This window comes from Rhodococcus sp. IEGM 1354, assembly GCF_030056855.1.
Classification (GTDB): Bacteria; Actinomycetota; Actinomycetes; order Mycobacteriales; family Mycobacteriaceae; genus Rhodococcoides.
The window spans coordinates 144,299-166,172 of the sequence record NZ_JASHKT010000006.1 but is presented as its reverse complement, the minus strand read 5'-3'; the positions used below and the strand labels follow the sequence as shown (position 1 = coordinate 166,172).

General features: G+C 63.5%; 14 protein-coding genes. 1 reads left to right on the top strand and 13 read right to left on the bottom strand.

Translation table 11 applies throughout. The features are described from left to right. Positions 1-15: 15 nt before the first annotated feature. From QM588_RS15100 to rpoB, 3 genes are all read right to left on the bottom strand, one after another. Positions 16-405: a VOC family protein gene (locus tag QM588_RS15100; protein ID WP_283314425.1), complete on the bottom strand. Its 390-nt coding sequence runs from the start codon at positions 403-405 to the stop codon at positions 16-18. Between the two features lie 166 nt (positions 406-571). Beyond that, entirely contained in the window at positions 572-4,528 is a 3,957-nt protein-coding gene (locus QM588_RS15095) for a DNA-directed RNA polymerase subunit beta' (protein WP_283314423.1), read from the bottom strand. A gap of 96 nt (positions 4,529-4,624) precedes the next feature. Beyond that, on the bottom strand, positions 4,625-8,131 hold the full coding sequence (rpoB, locus tag QM588_RS15090) for a DNA-directed RNA polymerase subunit beta (RefSeq protein ID WP_135041849.1): 3,507 nt from the start codon (positions 8,129-8,131) through the stop codon (positions 4,625-4,627). A 931-nt stretch (positions 8,132-9,062) separates the two neighbouring features. Between rpoB and QM588_RS15085 the strand changes: the two genes are divergently transcribed. After that, the gene (locus QM588_RS15085; RefSeq protein ID WP_283314422.1) at positions 9,063-9,275 is read left to right on the top strand and encodes a hypothetical protein; all 213 of its coding nucleotides are present in this window, start codon (positions 9,063-9,065) and stop codon (positions 9,273-9,275) included. Here the strand turns inward: QM588_RS15085 and QM588_RS15080 are convergent. From QM588_RS15080 to QM588_RS15035, 10 genes are all read right to left on the bottom strand, one after another. After that, positions 9,269-11,839, bottom strand: a complete 2,571-nt coding sequence (locus QM588_RS15080) for an aminotransferase class III-fold pyridoxal phosphate-dependent enzyme (protein ID WP_283314420.1) — start codon at positions 11,837-11,839, stop codon at positions 9,269-9,271. The genes QM588_RS15085 and QM588_RS15080 overlap by 7 nt on opposite strands. A 212-nt stretch (positions 11,840-12,051) precedes the next feature. Further along, positions 12,052-12,966, bottom strand: coding sequence for a hypothetical protein (locus QM588_RS15075; protein WP_283314419.1), 915 nt, complete (start codon positions 12,964-12,966; stop codon positions 12,052-12,054). Between the two features lie 58 nt (positions 12,967-13,024). Continuing rightward, entirely contained in the window at positions 13,025-13,702 is a 678-nt protein-coding gene (locus QM588_RS15070) for a hypothetical protein (protein WP_283314416.1), read from the bottom strand. A gap of 83 nt (positions 13,703-13,785) precedes the next feature. Further along, on the bottom strand, positions 13,786-15,033 hold the full coding sequence (locus QM588_RS15065; protein WP_283314414.1) for an MCE family protein: 1,248 nt from the start codon (positions 15,031-15,033) through the stop codon (positions 13,786-13,788). Further along, positions 15,030-16,322, bottom strand: a complete 1,293-nt coding sequence (locus tag QM588_RS15060; RefSeq protein WP_283314413.1) for an MCE family protein — start codon at positions 16,320-16,322, stop codon at positions 15,030-15,032. Before QM588_RS15060 ends, QM588_RS15065 begins: the two co-directional genes overlap by 4 nt. Then, positions 16,319-17,602: an MCE family protein gene (locus QM588_RS15055; RefSeq protein WP_283314412.1), complete on the bottom strand. Its 1,284-nt coding sequence runs from the start codon at positions 17,600-17,602 to the stop codon at positions 16,319-16,321. Before QM588_RS15055 ends, QM588_RS15060 begins: the two co-directional genes overlap by 4 nt. Next, the gene (locus tag QM588_RS15050) at positions 17,602-18,600 is read right to left on the bottom strand and encodes an MCE family protein (protein ID WP_283314411.1); all 999 of its coding nucleotides are present in this window, start codon (positions 18,598-18,600) and stop codon (positions 17,602-17,604) included. The genes QM588_RS15055 and QM588_RS15050 overlap by 1 nt, the downstream gene beginning before the upstream one ends. Next, positions 18,597-19,664, bottom strand: coding sequence for an MCE family protein (locus QM588_RS15045; RefSeq protein WP_283314409.1), 1,068 nt, complete (start codon positions 19,662-19,664; stop codon positions 18,597-18,599). The genes QM588_RS15050 and QM588_RS15045 overlap by 4 nt, the downstream gene beginning before the upstream one ends. Beyond that, on the bottom strand, positions 19,661-21,016 hold the full coding sequence (locus QM588_RS15040) for an MCE family protein (RefSeq protein ID WP_283314407.1): 1,356 nt from the start codon (positions 21,014-21,016) through the stop codon (positions 19,661-19,663). The genes QM588_RS15045 and QM588_RS15040 overlap by 4 nt, the downstream gene beginning before the upstream one ends. Further along, positions 21,013-21,873 carry an MlaE family ABC transporter permease gene (locus tag QM588_RS15035; protein WP_135041184.1) on the bottom strand — a complete coding sequence of 287 codons (861 nt, stop codon included), beginning with the start codon at positions 21,871-21,873 and terminating at the stop codon, positions 21,013-21,015. Before QM588_RS15035 ends, QM588_RS15040 begins: the two co-directional genes overlap by 4 nt. Between the last annotated feature and the right edge of the window lies 1 nt (position 21,874).

Below are 21,874 nucleotides of genomic sequence, written 5' to 3'. Positions count from 1 at the left end.
TGTCGGCTGACCGGATCAGGTCTGTACGACCCAGATCGAATTGCCGTCGAGGTCTCGCAAGGCGAACATCGGCGGCACACCGTCCACCTCTTCCATGAAATCGTCGAGATCGACGCCGCCGAGAGCGCTGAGCCGCTTGTGCTCGGCCGCGACGTCAGCTGTCTCGACACCGATGGACCCGCCACCGGGCGTACCTCCCATGGGCGGGTTGAGAGCGAGCCGCGCCGTCGATCCCGGCGGGGCCACTTCCAACCACCGATACTCGCCTTCGGGGCCGAAGCGCAGATCACCGCGAATCTCGAACCCCAGAACGCGGGAGTAGAAATCGAGGGCTGCGTCCTGATCGGCGACGGTGAACATGGCCACGCCGATGTTCACGATGGTGCTGGGTGTTTGATCGGTCATACCGGTACCGACCCGAGTGCCGCGGGAAACTCACCGCGCCCCCTCCACTTAGAACAAAGCCCCGCACCGACCGAGGTCGATGCGGGGCTTTGCCTGCTGACTATGTCGTCGTGAGTGGAAACTCGTCGTGGGCTACGAGTTTCTGCTCACGTGCGACGGAGTCGCTCTAGCGGTATTCGTTGGAGAAACCGTAGTCGTCGAGCGGCACTGCAGCGCCGGTTCCCTGGCCGAAGCCGTCCGGGCTGTAGTACTGATCGTCGTACGACGGCACCGCGTATGCCGCGGCACGTGCCTCTTCGGTCGGCTGCACCGTGATGTTCCGGTACCGGTTGATGCCGGTACCAGCCGGGATGAGCTTACCGATGATGACGTTCTCCTTAAGACCTATGAGCTTGTCGCTGCGGCAGTTGATCGCCGCATCGGTGAGCACACGAGTGGTCTCCTGGAAGGACGCTGCCGACAGCCACGAGTCGGTGGCCAGCGACGCCTTGGTGATACCCATCAGGACCGGACGTCCGGCTGCGGGCTCGCCACCCTCGGAGACGACGCGACGGTTGCTCGACTCGAATTCGCTGCGCTCGGTGAGTGAACCGGGCAGGAATTCGGTGGAGCCGCTGTCGATGATCGTCACGCGACGGAGCATCTGGCGCACGATCGTCTCGATGTGCTTGTCGTGAATCGACACACCCTGCGACCGGTACACCTCCTGGACCTCGTTGACGAGGTGGATCTGCACCTGACGGGGACCCATCACGCGCAGGACCTCGTGCGGATCGGCAGCACCTTCCATGAGCTGCTGGCCGACCTCGACGTGGTCACCGTCCGCCAGAAGGCGCTCGGTGCCGTCGTCGTGCTTGAAGACGCGCAGACGCTGACGCTTGGAGAGCTTGTCGTAGACAACCTCTTCGCCGCCGTCGTCCGGGACGATGGTGATCTTGTAGAAACGATCGCCGTCCTCGAGCTGGATGCGTCCCGACACGTCCGCGATCGGAGCCTTGCCCTTCGGCACACGTGCCTCGAACAGCTCCTGCACGCGAGGCAGACCACCGGTGATGTCATCTCCGGCGACACCACCCTGGTGGAAGGTACGCATGGTCAGCTGGGTTCCGGGCTCACCGATGGACTGTGCGGCGACGATACCGACGGCCTCACCGATGTCGACCAGCTTGCCGGTGGCCATCGAGCGGCCGTAGCAGGTGGCGCAGACGCCGGTGCCGGTGGTGCAGGTCAGCACCGAGCGAACCTTGACCGACGTGATGCCCGCAGCGAGCAGCGCGTCGATGGCCGGGTCACCGAGATCGTGTCCGCGAGCGACGATGACCGTGCCGTTCTCGTCGACAGCGTCGTTCGCCAAGGTGCGGGCGTACGTGCTGGTCTCGACGTGAGCGTCGCGGATCATCTTGCCGTCGGCGGTCTTCTCGGCGATCGTCGTGACGATGCCGCGCTCGGTGCCACAGTCGGTTTCCCGAACGATGACATCCTGCGAGACGTCGACCAGACGACGCGTCAGGTAGCCCGAGTCGGCGGTACGAAGCGCCGTGTCGGCCAGACCCTTACGAGCGCCGTGCGTGTTGATGAAGTACTCGAGGACCGTCAGGCCTTCCTTGAAGGAAGACTTGATCGGACGCGGGATGAACTCACCCTTCGGGTTCGTCACCAAGCCCTTCATGCCGGCGAGCGAGCGAACCTGAGTCATGTTTCCGGCTGCGCCGGACTTCACGATCATCGGGATCGGGTTGTCGTCGGGGAAGTGGGCCTCCATGGCCTTACCGACCTGCTCGGTCGCGTCCTGCCAGATCTTGACCAGTGCGGAGTTGCGCTCGACCTTGTCGAGTGCACCACGCTGGTACTTCTTCTCGATCTGATCGGCCTGAGCCTCGAAGGTCTCCATGATCTGCGGCTTCTCCGGCGGCACGAGGACGTCGGAGATCGAGATGGTGACACCCGAACGCGTGGCCCAGTAGAAGCCTGCGTCCTTGAGCTTGTCGACGGTCTGAGCGACGACGATCATCGGGTAACGCTCGGCGAGATCGTTGATGATCGTCGACTGACGCTTCTTCGGCATCTGCTCGTTGACGAACGGGTAGTCCGCCGGGAGCAGCTCGTTGAAGAGCACGCGTCCCAGAGTGGTTTCTGCGGTCCATGCCTCGCCGCGGTTCCAGCCCTCGGGGAACAGTTCGTTCTCGATGTCACGCGGCGGGCGCTGCGTGGTGAGACGAACCCGAATCTGCGACTGCACTGTGAGCGATCCACGATCGACGGCCATCTGAGCCTCGGCCGGGGAGGAGTACGCCCCGAACTCGGCCTGATCGGTCGATGCGTCGACGCGCTCGCCGACAGCACCGGCGTCCAGACGCGTCAGGTGGTACAGACCCGTCACCATGTCCAGACGCGGCATGGCGAGCGGACGGCCCGATGCCGGCGAGAGGATGTTGTTCGAGGACAGCATCAGCACGCGTGCCTCGGCCTGAGCCTCGGCGGACAGCGGGAGGTGGACAGCCATCTGGTCACCGTCGAAGTCGGCGTTGAACGCCTCACACACGAGCGGGTGCAGCTGGATGGCCTTGCCCTCGACGAGCTGCGGCTCAAATGCCTGGATGCCCAACCGGTGCAGGGTGGGTGCACGGTTCAGCAGCACGGGGTGCTCGGCGATGACCTCTTCGAGAACGTCCCACACCTGCGGACGCTGACGCTCGACCATGCGCTTGGCCGACTTGATGTTCTGCGCGTGGTTCAGATCCACCAGACGCTTCATCACGAACGGCTTGAACAGCTCGAGTGCCATCAGCTTCGGCAGACCGCACTGGTGCAGCTTGAGCTGCGGGCCGACGACGATGACCGAACGGCCCGAGTAGTCGACGCGCTTGCCGAGGAGGTTCTGACGGAAACGACCCTGCTTGCCCTTGAGCAAGTCGGAGAGCGACTTCAGCGGACGGTTACCCGGTCCGGTGACCGGACGTCCACGACGGCCGTTGTCGAACAGGGCGTCGACCGACTCCTGCAGCATCCGCTTCTCGTTGTTGACGATGATCTCGGGAGCACCGAGATCGATCAGACGCTTGAGGCGGTTGTTGCGGTTGATGACGCGGCGGTACAGGTCGTTGAGGTCGGACGTCGCGAAACGGCCACCGTCGAGCTGCACCATCGGACGAAGCTCCGGCGGGATGACCGGGACAGCGTCCAGGACCATGCCCATCGGCGAGTTTCGGCCGGCCTGGAATGCGGCGACGACCTTCAGACGCTTGAGCGCGCGCAGCTTCTTCTGACCCTTGCCACTGCGGATGGTCTCGCGAAGAGATTCCGCCTCGGCATCGATGTCGAAGGTCTGCATGAGCTTCTGGATCGACTCGGCACCCATGGCACCGGTGAAGTACTCGCCGTACCGGTCGATGAGCTCGCGGTAGATGAGCTCGTCGACGATGAGCTGCTTGGGAGCAAGCTTGGTGAACGTGGTCCAGATCTCTTCGAGACGATCGAGCTCACGCTGCGCGCGGTCACGGAGCTGACGCATCTCGCGCTCGCCGCCGTCCTTGACCTTGCGACGCACGTCGGACTTGGCACCCTCGGCTTCGAGCTCGGCGATGTCGGCTTCGAGCTTCTGCGCACGAGCCTCGAGATCGGCGTCGCGCTGATCTGCGACGGCCTTCTTCTCGACCTCCATCTCGGCCTCGAGCGTCGAGAGCTCGTTGTGGCGGAGCTCGTCGTCGACCGTGGTGATGACGTAGGCAGCGAAGTAGATGATCTTCTCGAGATCCTTCGGAGCCAGGTCGAGCAGGTAGCCCAGACGCGACGGCACACCCTTGAAGTACCAGATGTGCGTGACCGGAGCGGCCAGTTCGATGTGACCCATGCGCTCACGACGAACCTTGGCGCGAGTGACCTCGACGCCACAGCGCTCACAGATGATGCCCTTGAAGCGGACGCGCTTGTACTTGCCGCAGTAGCACTCCCAGTCCCGAGTGGGGCCGAAGATCTTCTCGCAGAAGAGGCCGTCCTTCTCGGGCTTGAGCGTGCGGTAGTTGATGGTCTCCGGCTTCTTGACCTCGCCGTAGGACCACTGACGGATGTCGTCCGCAGTGGCAAGGCCAATGCGAAGTTCATCGAAGAAGTTGACGTCGAGCACGTAACTTCCTTTCCCCGTTATGGGTGTTGTGCTGGAAGAGCAAATGAGAAGAACGCCTGCCGGATCCGCTGTGCGCAGATCCGGCAGACCACTGAACTACTGAGCTAGATCGTCGACCGTTGCAGCTTCGTTGCGGGAGAGGTTGATTCCCAGATTGGCTGCGGCACGCTCGAGGTCCTCGTCGTCACCGTCGGCCATCGTGATGGCTGCGCCGTCCGAGGACAGCACCTCCACGTTGAGGCACAGCGACTGGAGCTCCTTGAGGAGCACCTTGAAGGACTCGGGGATACCGGGCTCCGGGATGTTCTCGCCCTTGACGATTGCCTCGTACACCTTCACGCGGCCGACAACGTCGTCCGACTTGATGGTGAGAAGCTCCTGCAGCGTGTACGCGGCACCGTAGGCCTGCATGGCCCAGCACTCCATCTCACCGAAGCGCTGTCCACCGAACTGAGCCTTACCACCGAGGGGCTGCTGCGTGATCATCGAGTACGGCCCGGTCGAACGAGCGTGGATCTTGTCGTCGACCAAGTGGTGCAGCTTGATGATGTACATGTAGCCCACCGACACCGGGTACGGGAACGGCTCGCCGGAGCGGCCGTCGAACAACGTGGCCTTTCCGTCGGATCCGACCATCTGCTCGCCGTCGCGGTTGGGAATCGTGCTCTCCAGCAGGCCGGCGAGCTGATTCTCCTTGGCACCGTCGAACACCGGGGTGGCGATGTTGCTGTCGGCCGGAGCCGCCAGCATCTCCTCGGGCAGGCGTTCGGCCCAATCGGGCTTGCTGCCGTCCGCGGCGATCTGCACGTTCCAACCGGTCTTGCCGATCCAACCCAGGTGGGTCTCGAGGACCTGACCGATGTTCATACGCCGCGGCACACCGTGGGTGTTGAGGATGATGTCGATCGGGGTGCCGTCGGGCAGGAACGGCATGTCCTCCTGCGGGAGGATCTTGCCGATGACGCCCTTGTTGCCGTGGCGGCCGGCGAGCTTGTCACCGTCCTGGATCTTGCGCTTCTGAGCCACGTAGACGCGGACCAGCTCGTTGACGCCGGGAGGCAGATCGTCGTCGTCGTCGCGCGAGAAGACGCGGATGCCGATGACCTTTCCGTTCTCGCCGTGCGGAACCTTGAGCGAGGTGTCGCGAACTTCGCGAGCCTTCTCACCGAAGATGGCGCGCAGCAGGCGCTCTTCGGGGGTCAGCTCGGTCTCGCCCTTCGGCGTGACCTTTCCGACCAGCACGTCGCCGTCACGAACCTCGGCACCGATACGGATGATGCCGCGCTCGTCGAGGTCTGCGAGGACCTCGTCGGAGACGTTCGGGATGTCGCGAGTGATCTCTTCGGCACCGAGCTTGGTGTCGCGAGCATCGATCTCGTGCTCCTCGATGTGGATCGAGGTGAGAACGTCCTCTTCTACGAGGCGCTGCGACAGGATGATCGCGTCCTCGTAGTTGTGGCCCTCCCACGGCATGATCGCCAGCAGCAGGTTCTTGCCGAGTGCCATCTCACCGTTCTCGGTGCAGGGGCCGTCGGCGAGGACCTGGCCGGACTCGACGCGCTGTCCCTCGTCCACGATCGGACGCTGGTTGGCGCAGGTGCCCTGGTTGGAGCGCGCGAACTTGCGCATCCGGTAGGTCTTGCGCGATCCGTCGTCGGCCATGACCGTGACGTAGTCGGCGGAGACCTCTTCGACCACACCGGTCTTCTCGGTGATGACGACGTCACCGGCGTCGACAGCAGCACGCAGCTCCATGCCGGTACCGACGATCGGAGCCTCGCTGCGCACCAGCGGGACGGCCTGACGCTGCATGTTCGCGCCCATCAGGGCACGGTTGGCATCGTCGTGCTCGAGGAACGGAATCATCGCGGTAGCGACCGAGACCATCTGACGAGGCGAGACGTCCATGTAGTCGATGTCGTCGGACGAGACGAACTCGACCTCTCCACCCTTACGACGGACGAGAATCTTGTCCTCGATGAAGTGACCCGAATCGTCGACCGGAGAGTTCGCCTGTGCGAGCGTGTGGCGATCCTCCTCGTCGGCGGTCAGGTAATCGACATCGTCGGTCACCTTGCCGTCGACGACCTTGCGGTACGGGGTCTCGATGAAGCCGAACGGGTTGACGCGTGCGTACACCGAGAGCGATCCGATCAGGCCGATGTTCGGGCCTTCCGGGGTCTCGATGGGGCACATGCGGCCGTAATGCGAGGGGTGCACGTCGCGGACCTCGAGGCCGGCGCGCTCACGAGAGAGACCGCCGGGTCCCAGTGCCGACAGGCGACGCTTGTGCGTCAGACCCGACAGCGGGTTGTTCTGGTCCATGAACTGCGAGAGCTGGGAGGTTCCGAAGAATTCCTTGATCGCAGCGACGACGGGACGGATGTTGATCAGGGTCTGCGGCGTGATCGCCTCGACGTCCTGAGTCGTCATACGTTCGCGCACGACGCGCTCCATGCGGGACAGGCCCACGCGGATCTGGTTCTGGATGAGCTCGCCGACGGTACGCAGACGACGGTTGCCGAAGTGGTCGATGTCGTCGACCTCGACGGGAACCTCGACGCCGTCGGGTGCGGTCATCGAGGTCTCACCTGCGTGCAGACGCACCAGGTACTCGATGGTCGCGACGATGTCTTCCTCGGTGAGGGTCGACGCCACGATCGGCTGACCCGAGTTCAGGCCGAGCTTCTTGTTGATCTTGTAGCGACCCACGCGAGCGAGGTCGTAGCGCTTGTCCTTGAAGAACAGGTTCTCCAGCAGGGTCTGCGCCGACTCCTTGGTCGGCGGCTCGCCCGGACGCAGCTTGCGGTAGATGTCGAGGAGTGCCTCGTCGGTACCGGCGGTGTTGTCCTTCTCCAGCGTGGCCATGAGGATCTCGGAGAAGCCGAAGCGCTCCGTGATCTGCTCGGTGGACCAGCCGAGAGCCTTCAGCAGCACCGTGACGGGCTGACGACGCTTGCGGTCGATACGGACACCGACGGTGTCGCGCTTGTCGACGTCGAACTCGAGCCATGCACCGCGACCGGGGATGACCTTGACGCTGTGCAGGTCCTTCTCGGTGGTCTTGTCGATCGAGTGATCGAAGTAGACGCCCGGAGAACGCACCAGCTGCGAGACGACGACGCGCTCGGTGCCGTTGATGATGAAGGTGCCCTTGTCGGTCATCATCGGGAAATCACCCATGAAGACCGTCTGGCTCTTGATCTCGCCGGTGTTGTTGTTGATGAACTCGGCGGTGACGAACAGCGGAGCTGCGTACGTCATGTCCTTGTCCTTGCACTCATCGGTCGAGGCCTTGACCTCGTCGAATCGTGGATCGGAGAAGGAAAGAGACATCGAGCCCGAGAAGTCCTCGATAGGAGAGAGCTCGGTCAGGATGTCCTCGAGTCCGCCGGAGACACCGCTGTCTCCGCGGGCGGCGGCACGGTCGCGCCAACTCTGCGCACCTACCAGCCACTCGAACGAGTCCGTCTGTACATCGAGGAGACCGGGTACCTCCAACGGCTCGCGAATGTTCGCGAACGAAACCCTCCTCGGGGCTCCCGGTGTTCCGACAACTGCCTTGGTCTGGCTAGAGACTGCCAAGATGCGTCCTTCCAGCACCTCACGCGGGTCGCGCCGTTCTGTCAACCGAAACGACATGGCGACCGCCGCTGTATCTGTTTGCTATATGTGGGGCGAATTTCGGCTGGTCGCAACCAGACCGAATCCCCATCACAGAGGCCAGAAGACGGTGCTTCGAGCAACAGCGATCGAGAGGTGGACAGGAGGCAGCCAGCGCAACGTCCAAAGGTACCCCAAATGTGCGCACAGCGCAAAGGGGGCATCAAAAGTAACACCCGAGGTCGGTTCTCGCACCGAGTCGAGGAAAGCGTGTCGCCACGCCGTCTCGAACAGGTGTGCGCCCGATACCGCATGGGGGTGCTCCTGACGACAAGAGTGACCCTTGCGCCTCCCTTCGTCAAGAGGTCCGCCGGAAACCGACGCATCGACCGGGCCCGCGGCAACCGATGTGACGACCGCACACACGCGATTCCGGCGGCCCTCCCCACCGACACGGCAGCTGTTCACCCCTCCAGTTCACCGAGGCGGGTCATTCCGCCGATCGCAACGAATCGGACCAACAACCGCCGTAAAAATTCTTCCGAGGAACTCACTGCCGAGAGCTCGCCGCCGGGGAACGCGCAAGCGGTTCGCCGATCGACTCGCCCGGCAATTCGCGGGATCGGTTCGCCCGAGACGACGACCCCGATGAGGGTTGCGCCCAACGATTACGGGTCGGTTGCAGATCCTTTTGCGAAATCACGAAAAGTATTGTTGTGAACCGTAATCCATTCGCAACCGCAACGGACGTGTGCGACCGGCGTTGCATACCAACCCGATTCACGCAACTCTCCGATTGCTGTGAAAATTCGACCCTTCGTCTGATTGTGTTCACTTCGTCGCAACCGAGTCGGCGACGAAGGGGTTCGATTCGCCGACGCACGGCTTTCTTGCGCGAAACGAACGCATTCGCACAACAACCCTATTCGTGGTGACGTCAGCTGGTATCCGGCCACATCTGTTGTGGGTCAAACATTCTGACACGCAGACCGGCCTGGAGATCGATCGTCTCCTGACCGAGAACTCCCGCGCCCCCTATGCCGTGCTGTGGGCGTACATCGACGTCAACCGTCCACACACCGACACGCCGGCGGAACCGGAGGTCCACCTGCTCTCGCGACCTCCGGCCCCAGTCACCTACTGAGCGTCCTCACGCCACCGGGTGGCCTCGGCGAGCGTGAAGCCGTGAACGTCGGCGAGCGCACCCAACCGCTCGACACTCTCACCGTCCAGAGTGGTTCCGATACTGCGGAGCGCGAATTCGCTCGACAATGCGATCAGCATCGTCTCGGCCATGCACGCGTACGTCAGGCCCGGAGCCAACCCGTAGGTCAACCCGAAGTCCGAGCCCGACGGCACCCGCACGATTCCGCCGTCGAACACCGTCACGTCCGGCCGCTCACCGCGAACGTCGCGACCGATGTTCGGCGGCTGCGCCACGTCGCAGACGATGGCACCCTGCATCAGGTCCGTCGGATCGATCAATGCATGCGGAGCCGACGTCGCCGCGATGACGATCAACGAATCCTGAACAGCAGCAACAGGATCGGTGAAGAACTCGACGTGCCGCGAACGGATCAGATCGTCGAGGTCGCCGACGACCTCGGCGGCAGCGACCGCCAGGTCACCCGAACCCCCACCGGCACTCGCCACCATCTCCTGCGCCGCCGCCCACAACTTCGGCGCGATCACCGAATTCTCGCCGCGCCTGCCCACCAACGCGATACTGCCGACCTCACCGGCCAATTGCTTGCCGATGGTTCGTCCGATCGCCCCACCCGCACCGAGAATCGTCACCCGAGCTCGAGCGACATCGATACCCCGTTCCTGACACACACGTCGGACGGCCCGCAGACTCGCGGCCGCGGTGAAGGTGTTGCCCGTCGTGATCGGCCGAGATGTCACACCGAGACCCAGCCCGTTTCCGGTGATCACCGACGAATACCCGCCGAGTCCGATCACCGTCGCGCCGCGCGAGACCGCCAGTTCGACGGCCCCACCCACTACTGCCAGCGCACGCTCGGTCGGCAGCTGCAGCAACTGCTCGGAGGTGTACGGCAACCCGATCAGGTCGCCGTGCGCAGTGGCGTCTCCGAATCCGGACACCCGCCCGCTACCGATGACGAACGAGGCCGGATCGAGCTCGGACGTCGACGCGGCGAATCGCTCCAGCAAGTCCTGTCTCTCGGCATTGTCGAACACCTCGAGCGCAGGATCGAACGCAGCGAAGAAGCCGAGATCGAGAGGATGGGCGATGAAGGCAAAGCGTCGATCGCCCGGCCATACCGCGATGTCGGGAATACGGCCCGGACGTAATGCCGTGAGCGCCGCGGGCGTTGCGACTGTCGGGCGCCCGAGCAGATGCCCGAACAATCCGTCCAGGTCCCCCTCGGCCGCGTAGCCGAGCGCGCGATCGAGGGCAGCAACCAGACGCGAGCATGCCGCCGACGAGACCGTCAACGGTGGTTCGATACGAATCACCCTGTTGCCGAACAGAGTCGGTGCCACGCGAATACCCTCGACGTTGAGCAGATACGAGCAGATCACCGCGGACAGGTTGTGCTGATCCGCGATCGATCCGAGCAACGACTGCCGTCCGACGAAGTTCACATCCGCGGTGAGTTCGATGCCCAACAGCAATCCGCGACCGCGTACCTCGGTGACCACCGAGGGGTACTTCTCGGCCAGACCGGCCAGATCGTTCTTCAACTGTCGCCCGAGCGCGGCGACTCCGGTGACCACCGCGCACTCGTCTCGGGTCAACTCCTCGAGAACGGCCAGGCCGACCCGTGCGGCCAAGGCGTTGCCCGCGAACGTCGACGTGTGGCGAAGCGCGAAACTCTCCCCCACCAACTCCGGGCGGCACAGCACCGCGCCCACCGGCACGATCCCGCCGCCGAGCGCTTTCGCGAGAGTCAGAATGTCGGGAACCACGCCCTCGTGCTCGGCTGCGAACATCCGGCCGGTCCGGCCGAGTCCCGTCTGCACCTCGTCGAGCGCGAGCAACACACCGTGGCGGTTGCAAATCTCCTGGACCTGCCGCAAGTAGCCGTCGGGCGGGCACACCACGCCGCCCTCACCCTGAATCGGCTCGACGAGGAACACCGCATAGTGATCCGGCGCAGCCGCCAGAGCCGCGTCGAGTGCCGCTGCATCGCCGAACGCGATGTGGTCGAATCCCGATACCGGAGCCCCGAATCCACTCTGGTACTTGATATTCCCCGTCGCCGACAGCGCCCCGAGCGTCTTGCCGTGAAAACTGTTCCCGGTCGTCAACACCCCGAGGCGGCCGGTATGGGCCCGCGCGATCTTCAGCGCCACCTCGGTCGCTTCGGTGCCGCTGTTGACGAACGTCGTACGCGTCAATCCCTCGGGTGCGATTCGCCCCAGACGATCCGCCAGTTCACCTGCGGCGGTGAGCACCGAGGGCTGCACGAAGATGGGCTCGCCGCTGCACCGAACATCGTTGATCGCCTGCCAGATCGGCGTCGGCCCGTGCCCGAACGGCAGCGCCCCGTAGGCACCCGCGAAATCCAGATAACGACGGCCCGCCGAATCGAACAGCACGGCGCCGTCGCCGCGGACGTACTCGCGGTCGAGATTCAGGGCAGTCAGCAGTCGGTACAACTCGGGATTGAGGCTGCCCGCAAATCCCGAGCGACCCGATCGCTCGGGTACCACAGATACATCGATTGTCGTGTCAGTCATGACCAGCATGCTCCGTTTTCATCGGATCCATCCCTGGCCGTCGAGCATCGATTGGTTGTCCCGAACAACCAGGGCTCGCCCCAAGCCAGGACGCAAACGCGATGGTAGACCTGGCCAGGGACACCGACGGAGACCGTGAAAGCAACGAAAAGCCCCGTCCGAGCAGCACCGAAGCTGCATCGGACGGGGCCGAAATATCGACCGGCCGGGGTCTACTGGTCGTCGATCGCCGACAACTTCCAGGTGCCGTCGATCTTCTCCATGTTGACTGTCAGAGGGCCTTCCGCACTGCCGGAGGCAACGCCGTTCTGAGTCGCGCTGATGTTGACGTTCGCGATCAGTTCGGCCTTGTCGTCCTCGAGTCGCGAGACGCCGATGTCGGTGACCATTGCCTCGGTCCCCGTATCAGTTTGCACCACAGCAGATTTGGTGGTGTCGGCGGTGGAGTTGAACTCGTCGAGCATCGACTGATTGAGCACCGCCCGCGCCGCATCGAAATCTGCATCGATCGTCTCGGCCTTGTACGTGTACAGGGTCTGCAGAGCGTCGGTAGCTGCCGACGTCACCTCTTGCGTCCCCGAAGAATCCACCCACGCCTTGTTGTCGATCGTCGCAAACGGCTTGAATGCAGCGACGGCTGCGAAAGCACCGAGAACCACGGCGATGACCGCAACCACGATCACATGCTTGAACCCGATCCCCGACGCCGACTTCGGCGATTCGGTCGTCTCGGTCGTCTCGGTCGTCTCGGTCGAGGTGGGCGCGACCGGTTTCTTCAGCCCGGCTTGGGACGGGCGCGACTTGTCCTGCTGCGTGTCGACGGGCTGCGTCTCGGCCGGTTGTGTCGTGGCCGTATCCGTCTCGACCGGATCTGTCTTGTCCAGTCTGGGCTTCTTCGACGCGGGTGTGGTGCCGACGGCTGTCTCGGTAGCCGTGGCGTCGGGTGCCGTTGTCTCGGCTGCCGTGGTGTCGGGTGCCGTTGTCTCGGCTGCCGTGGTGTCGGGTGCCGTTGTCTCGGGTGCCGGTGCTTCGGTCTCGGCCGACGTCGGCTTGGCGGTACCGGCTACCTTTCGGCGTACCTTGCTGGTGGTCGTGGGGGGAACGATCTTGCGACGCTGGGGAGGCACTGCAGAACTCCTTCGAAACGTACTTCGGTACAGATGGACGACGGCGCTGCCGGCGAACTCAATTGCCGCCGGTGTTCGGCTGGGGAGCCGGCGTCGCTTCCGTACTGGGGTCGACCGCATTCGGATCGGTAGGACCGCCCGGTTCCGTAGGAATGACGGGATTCGTGTTCGGGTTGTCCAGTGAAATTCGCGAACCGATGGGATCGACTTTGTTGGTCTTCCACACCCCGTCGACCTCTTCCATGGCCATGCGCAGGGTCAGCTTGCTGCGCTCCACGCGGTCGGGCCAGGTGGTGGTCGTGGCGATGACGACGAGCGCTGTCGCGGTGTTCTCGTCGGTGCTCAGCTCCGTCACGGTGCCGTGCAGCACCTCGGCCTCACTCTTGGCACCGGACTGACGGACCTGATCGGTGATTCCCGACCGTGTCTGCTCCAGATCGTTGAGCATCAGATCGCCGGAGATCGAGGACTTCATGTCGTCGAAGGACTGATCGATGTTGGCCGCGTCCACGGTGTTGAGGTTGACCGCTGCCTGCTGGGCACCCGTGAGCGCCGCGTCGCGGGTATCGGCGGTGGGCTTCTGGCTCAGCAGCGCGGTGCCCCACCCGTAGCCGAAGAACACGGCGGCTGCGAGCGCCGCCACGGCGATCACCGTGACGACGGCCAACAGAATCTTTGCTGTCTTGCTTGACCCTGGAGCCGCGGGCGACTCCAGGGCTTCGGTGCTCGAGTTCACACTGCCACCCTACTACTCGGTAATATCCGGCCGAACCGCTCTCGGCCCGATAGTGATGCTGAGCAGCAGTTCCTCCGGTTTTGCTACTTCGGCGTGACGCCGAGGAGCGGTGCCAACTGGGTGGCGATGGGGTTGAGGTTCAGCTTGTCGGGATCGACCTTGGGCTTGAGGTCCCACGGCTGCGGGACGTCCGGATCGGCGAACACGATTCGGTTCGCGCTACGAACACCGGTGACGCTGCCCTGCGGCGTCGCACAGTTCGCATCGAGGTTCAGCGGGTAGTTCTCCCGAGTCTCGTCGAAGTTCGGATTCTTCCGCTTCTCCTCGTCCAGGATCGCCTGGCTGCCCTCGTAGCCGACGGTGCACGGCGGCGGGTTGTTGGTTTCCAGCAACAGACCCTGATGGATAGTGCCGTCGTTCGGGACGATGGTGGAGATACCGGCACCGAGCGCAGGCAGGAACGTCAGGAACGGACGGAGGGCGACGGTACGCGGCTCGGCCTGAGCTGCGACCAGTGCCAAATTGTTGATATCGGTGGTCAACGCCGGGCCCGCGTCGGTGATCAAGCCACCGAGCTGATCACCGGCAGCGGTACCGGTGTCGATGAGCCGGCGAATATCCGGGTCGCTGGACTTCAGCTGAGCCGTCACCTGATCCAGGCTCGTGCTGAATTGACGAATCAGATCCGACTGCTCGGACTGAGTGTTCAGCACCGGCACCGAATCTCGCACCAACGACAGTGTCTGCGGCAGAGCCTCGTTGGCCGACGCGGAAATGTTTCCGAGCGAATCCACCAACGACTGCAGATCGGCACCCTTGCCGTCGAACGCGACGCCCAGCTCGTTGACCACGCGGGTCAACGTGTCGAGCGGGACCGACCGCACCAGAGTGTTGGTGTTGGCCAGCACGCTCTCCACCGGAACCGGAGTAGTCGTGTTGGCCTGCTCGATTTGCGAGCCGTCGACCAGGAACGGACCTTGATCGGTCTGCGGCTGCAGGTCGACGTACTGCTCACCGATCGCGGAACGGTTCGCCACCACAGCTTTGGTGTCGGCCGGGATGTCGGGTCCACCGTTGTCGAGTTTGAGCTCCACCTGGACGCCGTCCGACGTCAACTGCAGAGCGCCGACGGTTCCGACCGGCACACCGCGGTACGTCACCTCGGCGTTGGAGAAAATGCCTCCGGAGTCGGCGAGGTTGAGTGCGACGTCGTACTGCCCGAACCCGAGCATGTTGTCCAAACGGACGTACTTGCCACCGACGTAGATCAAACCGAGCACGGCGACCACGACGAACGCGACCAACTGAAAGCGAACGAGCTTCGATCTCACTGTCCAACTCCGAACTGCTCGAGCAAATCGTTCAACGGTGCCAATGGATCCGCTGGCGCGGGCGCTGCTGCGGCCTCACCGGCGGGTGCACCGGGTCCGGGAACCGGCGACGGAATGATCGGCGGCAACGGCAACAACGAGATCGTCGGCCAGCCCGGACGCGGGCCGTTTCCGTTGTAGTACGGATTCGATGGATCCACGACCGGCAGCGTCTTGCCGTACTTCGGCTGGATGTAGACCGGATCGCCTTCTCCGACACCGAAGTTGCGCAACGCCGTACCGATCGAGAGGTCCAGCGAGAGGAACAGGTTCGCGGAGTTGCCCTCGATGATCTTCTCGGTCCCGTCCGCGAACGGCAGTGTCGGGATCACCGCAAGTGAGGTGACCACGTCGTCCGCCGAATCGGCCAGCGCCTGCAGGGTCGGGCGCAGGGCGCGAAGATCTGCGATCAGATCGTCCTTGGATCGGTCGATCACGTCGGTACCGACTGCACCGAGCCGATCGAGCGAGCCCAGCATCTGAGTCAGCTGCGGTCGCTGCTTCTCGAGAACCTCGGTGGCGATGGGCAGATCCTTCAGTACCGCGTCGATCTTGTCGGTCTGAGTGTTCACTCGCCCGCTGAGGGTATCGAGCCCGTCGATCGCGCGAGTGATGTCGTCACGCTGCTGATTCAAGCCGTCGATCAGCGTATTGGCTTGCTGCAAAAGCTCTTTGGTCTTTCCCTCGCGACCGTCGAACGCAGTGCTCAGTTCCTTGACGATCGGCGAGAGCTGACCGACACCACCGCCGTTGAGCAGTAGCGACAACGCACCGAGAACCTGCTCGATGTCGGTGGCGTGGCGGGTGCGGTCGAGAGGGATCGTGGCACCGTCCTGCAGGCGAGCAGCTTCTTCGTCACCGGGAGGTGCCGAGAGCTGAACGAACTTCTCGCCGAGCAGGTTGGTCTGCTGCACCGACGCGATTGCGTTGGCCGGTAGGTCGACGTCGGAATTGAGGATGACGTTGACGTCTGCAGTCCATCCCTCGTTCGGGACGCTGATCGAGTCGACGCGACCGACGGCCACACCGTCGACCTTGACTGTCGACTGCGGCACGAGATCGAGTACATCGTCGAACTGCACGGTCAGGTTGAACGGGTTGTCGCCGACGTCGGCACCACCGGGAAGCGGGATCGCGTAGATGCCGGCCGAGGAGCATGCGCCCGCCGACAGAGCGACCACACACACGCCTGCCCCGACGACCAACGAACGCTTGACGCGTGCCCTGTTGCGATTCACAGCGGTACTCACTGTCCCCCACCTCCGATGTACGACTGCTCGAGGCCTGGCATCGAGCTGTTTCCGAGCCTGGGTGACACGACGCCCGGAACGGTGCCCGGAACCGATTCGTTCTGCTGCGTGTCGTTGGTCAGAACACCGAACGGCAGCACGAGCCGGTTGTTGTCCTTGATCGGGGCCTGGATCATGGTGGTGATGTTGGCGCACTGATCGATGATCGGCTGCATCTGAGCACCGAGTGCCTCGAAGCGAGGATCGCCGGGAACGAGCTTGCCCAGGTCGATCAGTCTGCAGAGCGTTCCCAGCGGGTCCTGGGTCTCGTTCTGAAGGTTTGCGCGCGAAGCGAGAGTGCCCGACTCCGCGTCGTATGCGTTGACCAGGTTGCTGATCGCCAACGGCAGCAACGTCAACGTCTGCACGAGCTGCTCGCGGTTGTCGGCGAGGGTCTGAGTGGGGACCACCAGACCGTTCGCCGCGGTGGTCAGTTCCGTCCGGTTGTCGGCCACGAACGTGGCGACGTCACCGAGGGAGATCGACAGCTGATTGAGCGCTGCGCCCAAATCCTCGCGCTGGCCCGACAGAAAACCGGTCAGGTCCGCGAGTTGGCTGTTGAAGTTGCGTACCTGCTGATCATTGACGGCCAACGCGCTGACGAACGTCTGCAGATTCTTGATCGTGTCGAACACGTCCGTGCGCGAGTCACTCAATGTCCTACCTGCGGCAGAGAGCTGAGTGATGCTGTTGCCCAACGCCTCTCCGTTGCCGTCGAGATTCTCGGCACCGGTGTTCACCAGGTCGGTCAGTGCGCCGTCCTTGTTCGCACCGTCGGGCCCGAGGGCGGTGGAGAGATCGTTGATCGACTTGTACAGCTCGTCGACCTCGACAGGCGTGGCAGTGCGGTCGCGACCGATGGTCGTGCCACTGGCCATGGTGTCGCCGCCGGTGTAGACGGGCGATAGCTGCACGTAGCGATCGGCGACGAGCGACGGGGTGACCTGCACGGCCTTGGCGTCGGCGGGGATGTCGATGCCACGGTCGACGCGCATGACGACCTCGACGTCCTCACCCAACGGCGTGACCGAATCGACGGTACCCACCTTGACTCCGAGGACTCTGACCTCGGATCCCGAATAGATGCCGATCGACTTGTCGAAATAGGCCGTGATCTTGGTCGTGCCGGCCCTGGTGAACAACCACCAGGCACCGACTGCCACAACGAGAGCCACGATGACGACGACGGCAATGATGGCCAACTTGTTCTTGTTCCGCGGTGCTGCCTGAGTCTCGGTCATCAGTTGCCTGCCAACGTGTCGAGCGCGGGCTGGCGGTAACCAGGTATCAACGGAACTCCGGGAGGTGTGAGGTTGGCCAACGTGATGTCGAGCCATCGGCCGTTACCGGTCACGTTGGTGTAGAGCCGGATGAACGGCTCGTACAGCTTCAGCGCCCGGTCGAGGTTGTCGTTGTTGCGTTGCAGGATGTCGATGACGCCGTTGAGCTGCTGCAACATGGGGTTGATGGTCGCCTCGTTGTCACGAACCAGACCCGTCAGCTCCTGAGACACTCGTTGAGTGCCGGTGAGCAACTGCGAGATTGCCTGCTGACGATTGTTGAGCTCTTCCAGTAGTGGACCGGCATCGGTGATGAGCTTGTTGAACTGCTCGTTGCGATCGGCCAACACCTTGGAGGTCTCGCCGGTAGCTGCGAACAGCTTCTTGAGCTCCTCGTCGCGACTGGCCACTGTCTGCGACAGTCGAGTCACGCCGTCGAGCGAGGCACGAATGTTGGCCGGCGTCTCCGAGAAGGCCTCGGACAACGTCCGCATGCTGTTGGCGAGCTGATCGGTGTCGATGTCGCTGATCGTCGAGGCCGCATCCGAGAACGCGTCGATAACGTCGTACGGGGATGTGGTGCGCTCGAGCGGGATCGGATCCTTGGGGCTCAATGTGTCGGGTCCACTGGGGTCCAGGGCCAGGTACTTCTGTCCCAGCAACGTCTTGATGGCGATCGCGGCGCGCGACTCGTTACCCACCCAGGCATCCTGGACCGTGAAGTCCACCAGCACTCGATCGCCTTCGAGCCGAACGTCGGTGACCTTGCCGACCTTCACACCGGCGATACGTACCTCGTTGGAGGGCTTGAGTCCTGCGGCTTCACTGAACTCCGCGGTGTACACCGAACCGGCCCCGATGATCGGGAGACGGTCGAGGAAGAACACCGACATGGTTGCCAGCAAGATGATGGCGATCCCCAATGCGCCGATCGTTGCCGGACTGCGTCGAGATGTCATTGCTTGATACCCCCAGCTTTGCAGCGATCTGCCGAGTTCGTGTACAGGGGCTGGTTGACGGTCGGAAGCCCGGTCGGCAAGTTCAGGTTCGGCGAGAACCCCGGTCCGGCGACGATGTCGATACCGCACAGGTAGAACGTGAACCAGGAGCCCTGTTGGGCCGTACGAATCAGCTTGTCGAGCTTGACCGGCAGATTTCCGAGGACCGCGTCCACGTCGTCGCTGCGTCGATTGATGGTCTCCGACAACGTGTTCAGCGCAGTGATCGAACCCTGGATCGAGGGGCGCGTCGGCTCGAGCAGGTCCGCCGTGGCGTTCGTCAGGCCGGCCAGTGAGGTCACGGCCGAGCCGACGACATCGCGGTCGGCCGACAGGCCCGACACGAGCTGCTGAGTGTTGACGATGAGGCTGTCGAGCTGGCCGTCGTTCTGGTTGACCGTTGCGAGAACGTTGTTGAGATTGGTGATGACCTGGCCGATGACCTGATCTTTGTCGGCCACGGTATTGGTCAGGCTCGCGGTGTTGCTGACCAGATCGCGGATGGTGCCCGATTCCCCCTGGAACACCTGGATGATCTGGTACGAGAGCTTGTTGACGTCATCTGCGCTGAGCGTGGTGAACAGCGGGCGGAATCCGTCGAACAAAGTCGTCAGGTTCACCGCGGGCTTGGTCCGCTCGAGCGGAATGGTGGCTCCCCCGGTGATCTTCTTGCCCTGATCGCCCGAACCCTGCTCGATGGCGATGTAGCGCTGACCGACCAGGTTGCGGAAGCGAATGGTGGCCGTCGAACTCGCCGGCAGCCAGTCTCGACTGCTCAGCGTGAAATCGACCTTCGCCTCTCGCTCGTTGGCGATCTCGATCTTGTCGACCTGTCCGACGCGAACGCCGGCGATCCGGATCTCGTCGCCCTCGTTGAGCGAGGTGACATCGGTGAACATGGCCGAGAACTTGGTTCCACCACCACCGCTGGAGTTCGCGATGGTGAAGGCCAGGGTGGCCGTGGCGATGATCGTGATCACGGCGAACACGACCAACTTGATGATCGGCGCGAGAAGGCCCCTCATGGCACGGTCACCTCCACTCCTCTCAATGCCGGTGCGCCGATTGCGGCGGCCCACGACGGAACAGTCTCTGGTGCAACACCACTCGCTTGTCCGTAGATGACGGCAAGGGTGTCACGCTCGAAGTCCGAGCCCTCGTAGCGCGCGGGCTCCGCAGACGCGGAGACAGCGGGAACGATGGAGCTCTGAGCCGACTTCGGTGGGCCCTGCCCGGGAATTTCCTGCGGGCCGGGGTTGCGTGTCGGTACCTGGTAGGACCCGTCGTTGACGGAACCTCCCGGGTACTGCGGGAAGAACTCTCCCGGTGCCGCGGGCTCGAAGCAGGTAGCTCCGCGGTCGTCGAACAGGCGTGGCTCGTCCTGGTTCGGCAAGTAACGGCCCTTCGGGTTGACGAACGATGCGGACACGTTGATGCCGGGGTACTCGTCGCCCTCACCGAGGACGACCTTGCCGCGCCTGGCACCTTCGGCGAACTGGGTGAAGGTGCAGCCGAACGTCGGCGAGAACTCGGCCAGCAACTCGAGGGCCTCTCGCGAATTCGAGGCGAGACCGATCAGGTTCTCGGAGTTGACCTGCAGGAAATCGGCGGTCGTGTTCGATGCCGACGTCAGCGAGCCGTAGAGGGTTTCGAGGCTGGACTGCCGCTCGACGACCGTGTTGCCCGTCGTGCGCAGGTTGTCCAGTGCCGAGACCAGCTCCGGTGCAGCATCTGCGTACGTCTGGGAGAAGTCGGCGAGACCCACCAGTGTCTGCTGGATGTTCGGCAGTTCGGTGTTGAGACCGGAGACGACGTCGGTGAGGTTGTCGATGGTCTGACCGAGCTGTTCGCCGCGACCACTCAGGCCCTGCGCCAGCGACCCGAGGGTGTTGGCGAGATCCTGCGGCGGGATGGCCTGCAGCAGCGGCAGCAACCCGTCGAGCAGTTGCCCGACCTCGATCGCATTGCCGCTGGTGTCCTGTCGGAGAACGGTGCCGTCGGAAATCGGCGACGCCGTGTCGTTCTCGGGCACGATCAGCGAGACGTAGCGCTCTCCGAACAGGGTCTTGGGCAGCAGCCGCGCCGTGGAATTCGACGGGATGAGCGGAGCCTTGTCCGGATCGATGGCCAGCTGCGAGGTGACGACACCATCGACGGTCGACGCCGAACGCACCTCGCCGACGATCATGCCGCGCACCTTGACGTCCGCATTGAGCGGCAGGGCGTTTCCGACCGAGTCGGTTTCGAGGCTGACGTTGACCACCGACTTGAACGTCTTGTTGTAGGAGGTAATGGACCACCCGAGGAAAAGAATGAGCACGAGAAAGAATGCAAGTCCGAGCAATACTCGCTTCAGTCGCGACGGCGAGTCGATCATCCGGCAACCCTCACTGTGGTGGTCGTGCCCCAGATCGCGAGGCTCAGGAAAAAGTCCAGTACCGCGATCGTGACGATCGCCGTACGTACTGCGCGACCCACCGCGACGCCGACGCCGGCCGGCCCGCCGGAGGCGTGGTAGCCGTAGTAGCAATGGATCATGATCAGTACGAACGCGAAGATGAGCACCTTGAGGAAGGAATACAGCACATCTTCGGGCGGTAGGAACAAGTTGAAGTAGTGGTCGTACGAGCCCGAGGACTGCCCGTTGAAGATCGTGCTGATTCCACGGGAGGCGACGTACGAGGCGAGCAGACCGACGATGTACAGCGGGATCACCGCAACGAACCCGGCGATCATGCGGGTGGTGACGAGGAACGGCACGCTGGGCACCGCCATCACTTCGAGAGCGTCGATCTCCTCCGAGATCCGCATCGCGCCGAGCTGGGCGGTGAAACCACAGCCGACGGTGGCCGACAGGGCCAGTCCGGCGACCACGGGCGCGATCTCACGGGTGTTGACGTACGCCGAGAGGAAGCCGGTCAGAACCGAGCTGCCGAGCTGTTCGAGGGCTGCGTAACCCTGCAGACCGACGACGATGCCGGTGAAGCCGGACATCATCACGATCACGCCGATGGTGCCGCCGATGACGGCGAGTGCGCCACTGCCGAAGGTGACCTCCGCCAGCAGACGGAGAACCTCTTTCTTGTAATGGACTGCAGTCTTCGGGATCCACCCGATGGCCCGCAGGTAGAACGACATCTGCTCGCCTGCGCGATCGAGCACGTTGAGCGGAGCATTGCCGACGCGTTTGACGCGCATCAGCGTGCGGTCACCGCGACCTCTGGCGATCGTCATC

Bases quoted from the DNA above. Each gene is read 5' to 3' on its own strand.
- QM588_RS15055 (WP_283314412.1), bottom strand. From the start codon at position 17,602: ATGACCGAGACTCAGGCAGCACCGCGGAACAAGAACAAGTTGGCCATC.
- QM588_RS15035 (WP_135041184.1), bottom strand. From the start codon at position 21,873: ATGACGATCGCCAGAGGTCGCGGTGACCGCACGCTGATGCGCGTCAAA.
- QM588_RS15040 (WP_283314407.1), bottom strand. From the start codon at position 21,016: ATGATCGACTCGCCGTCGCGACTGAAGCGAGTATTGCTCGGACTTGCA.
- QM588_RS15080 (WP_283314420.1), bottom strand. From the start codon at position 11,839: ATGACTGACACGACAATCGATGTATCTGTGGTACCCGAGCGATCGGGT.
- QM588_RS15045 (WP_283314409.1), bottom strand. From the start codon at position 19,664: ATGAGGGGCCTTCTCGCGCCGATCATCAAGTTGGTCGTGTTCGCCGTG.
- QM588_RS15050 (WP_283314411.1), bottom strand. From the start codon at position 18,600: ATGACATCTCGACGCAGTCCGGCAACGATCGGCGCATTGGGGATCGCC.
- QM588_RS15100 (WP_283314425.1), bottom strand. From the start codon at position 405: ATGACCGATCAAACACCCAGCACCATCGTGAACATCGGCGTGGCCATG.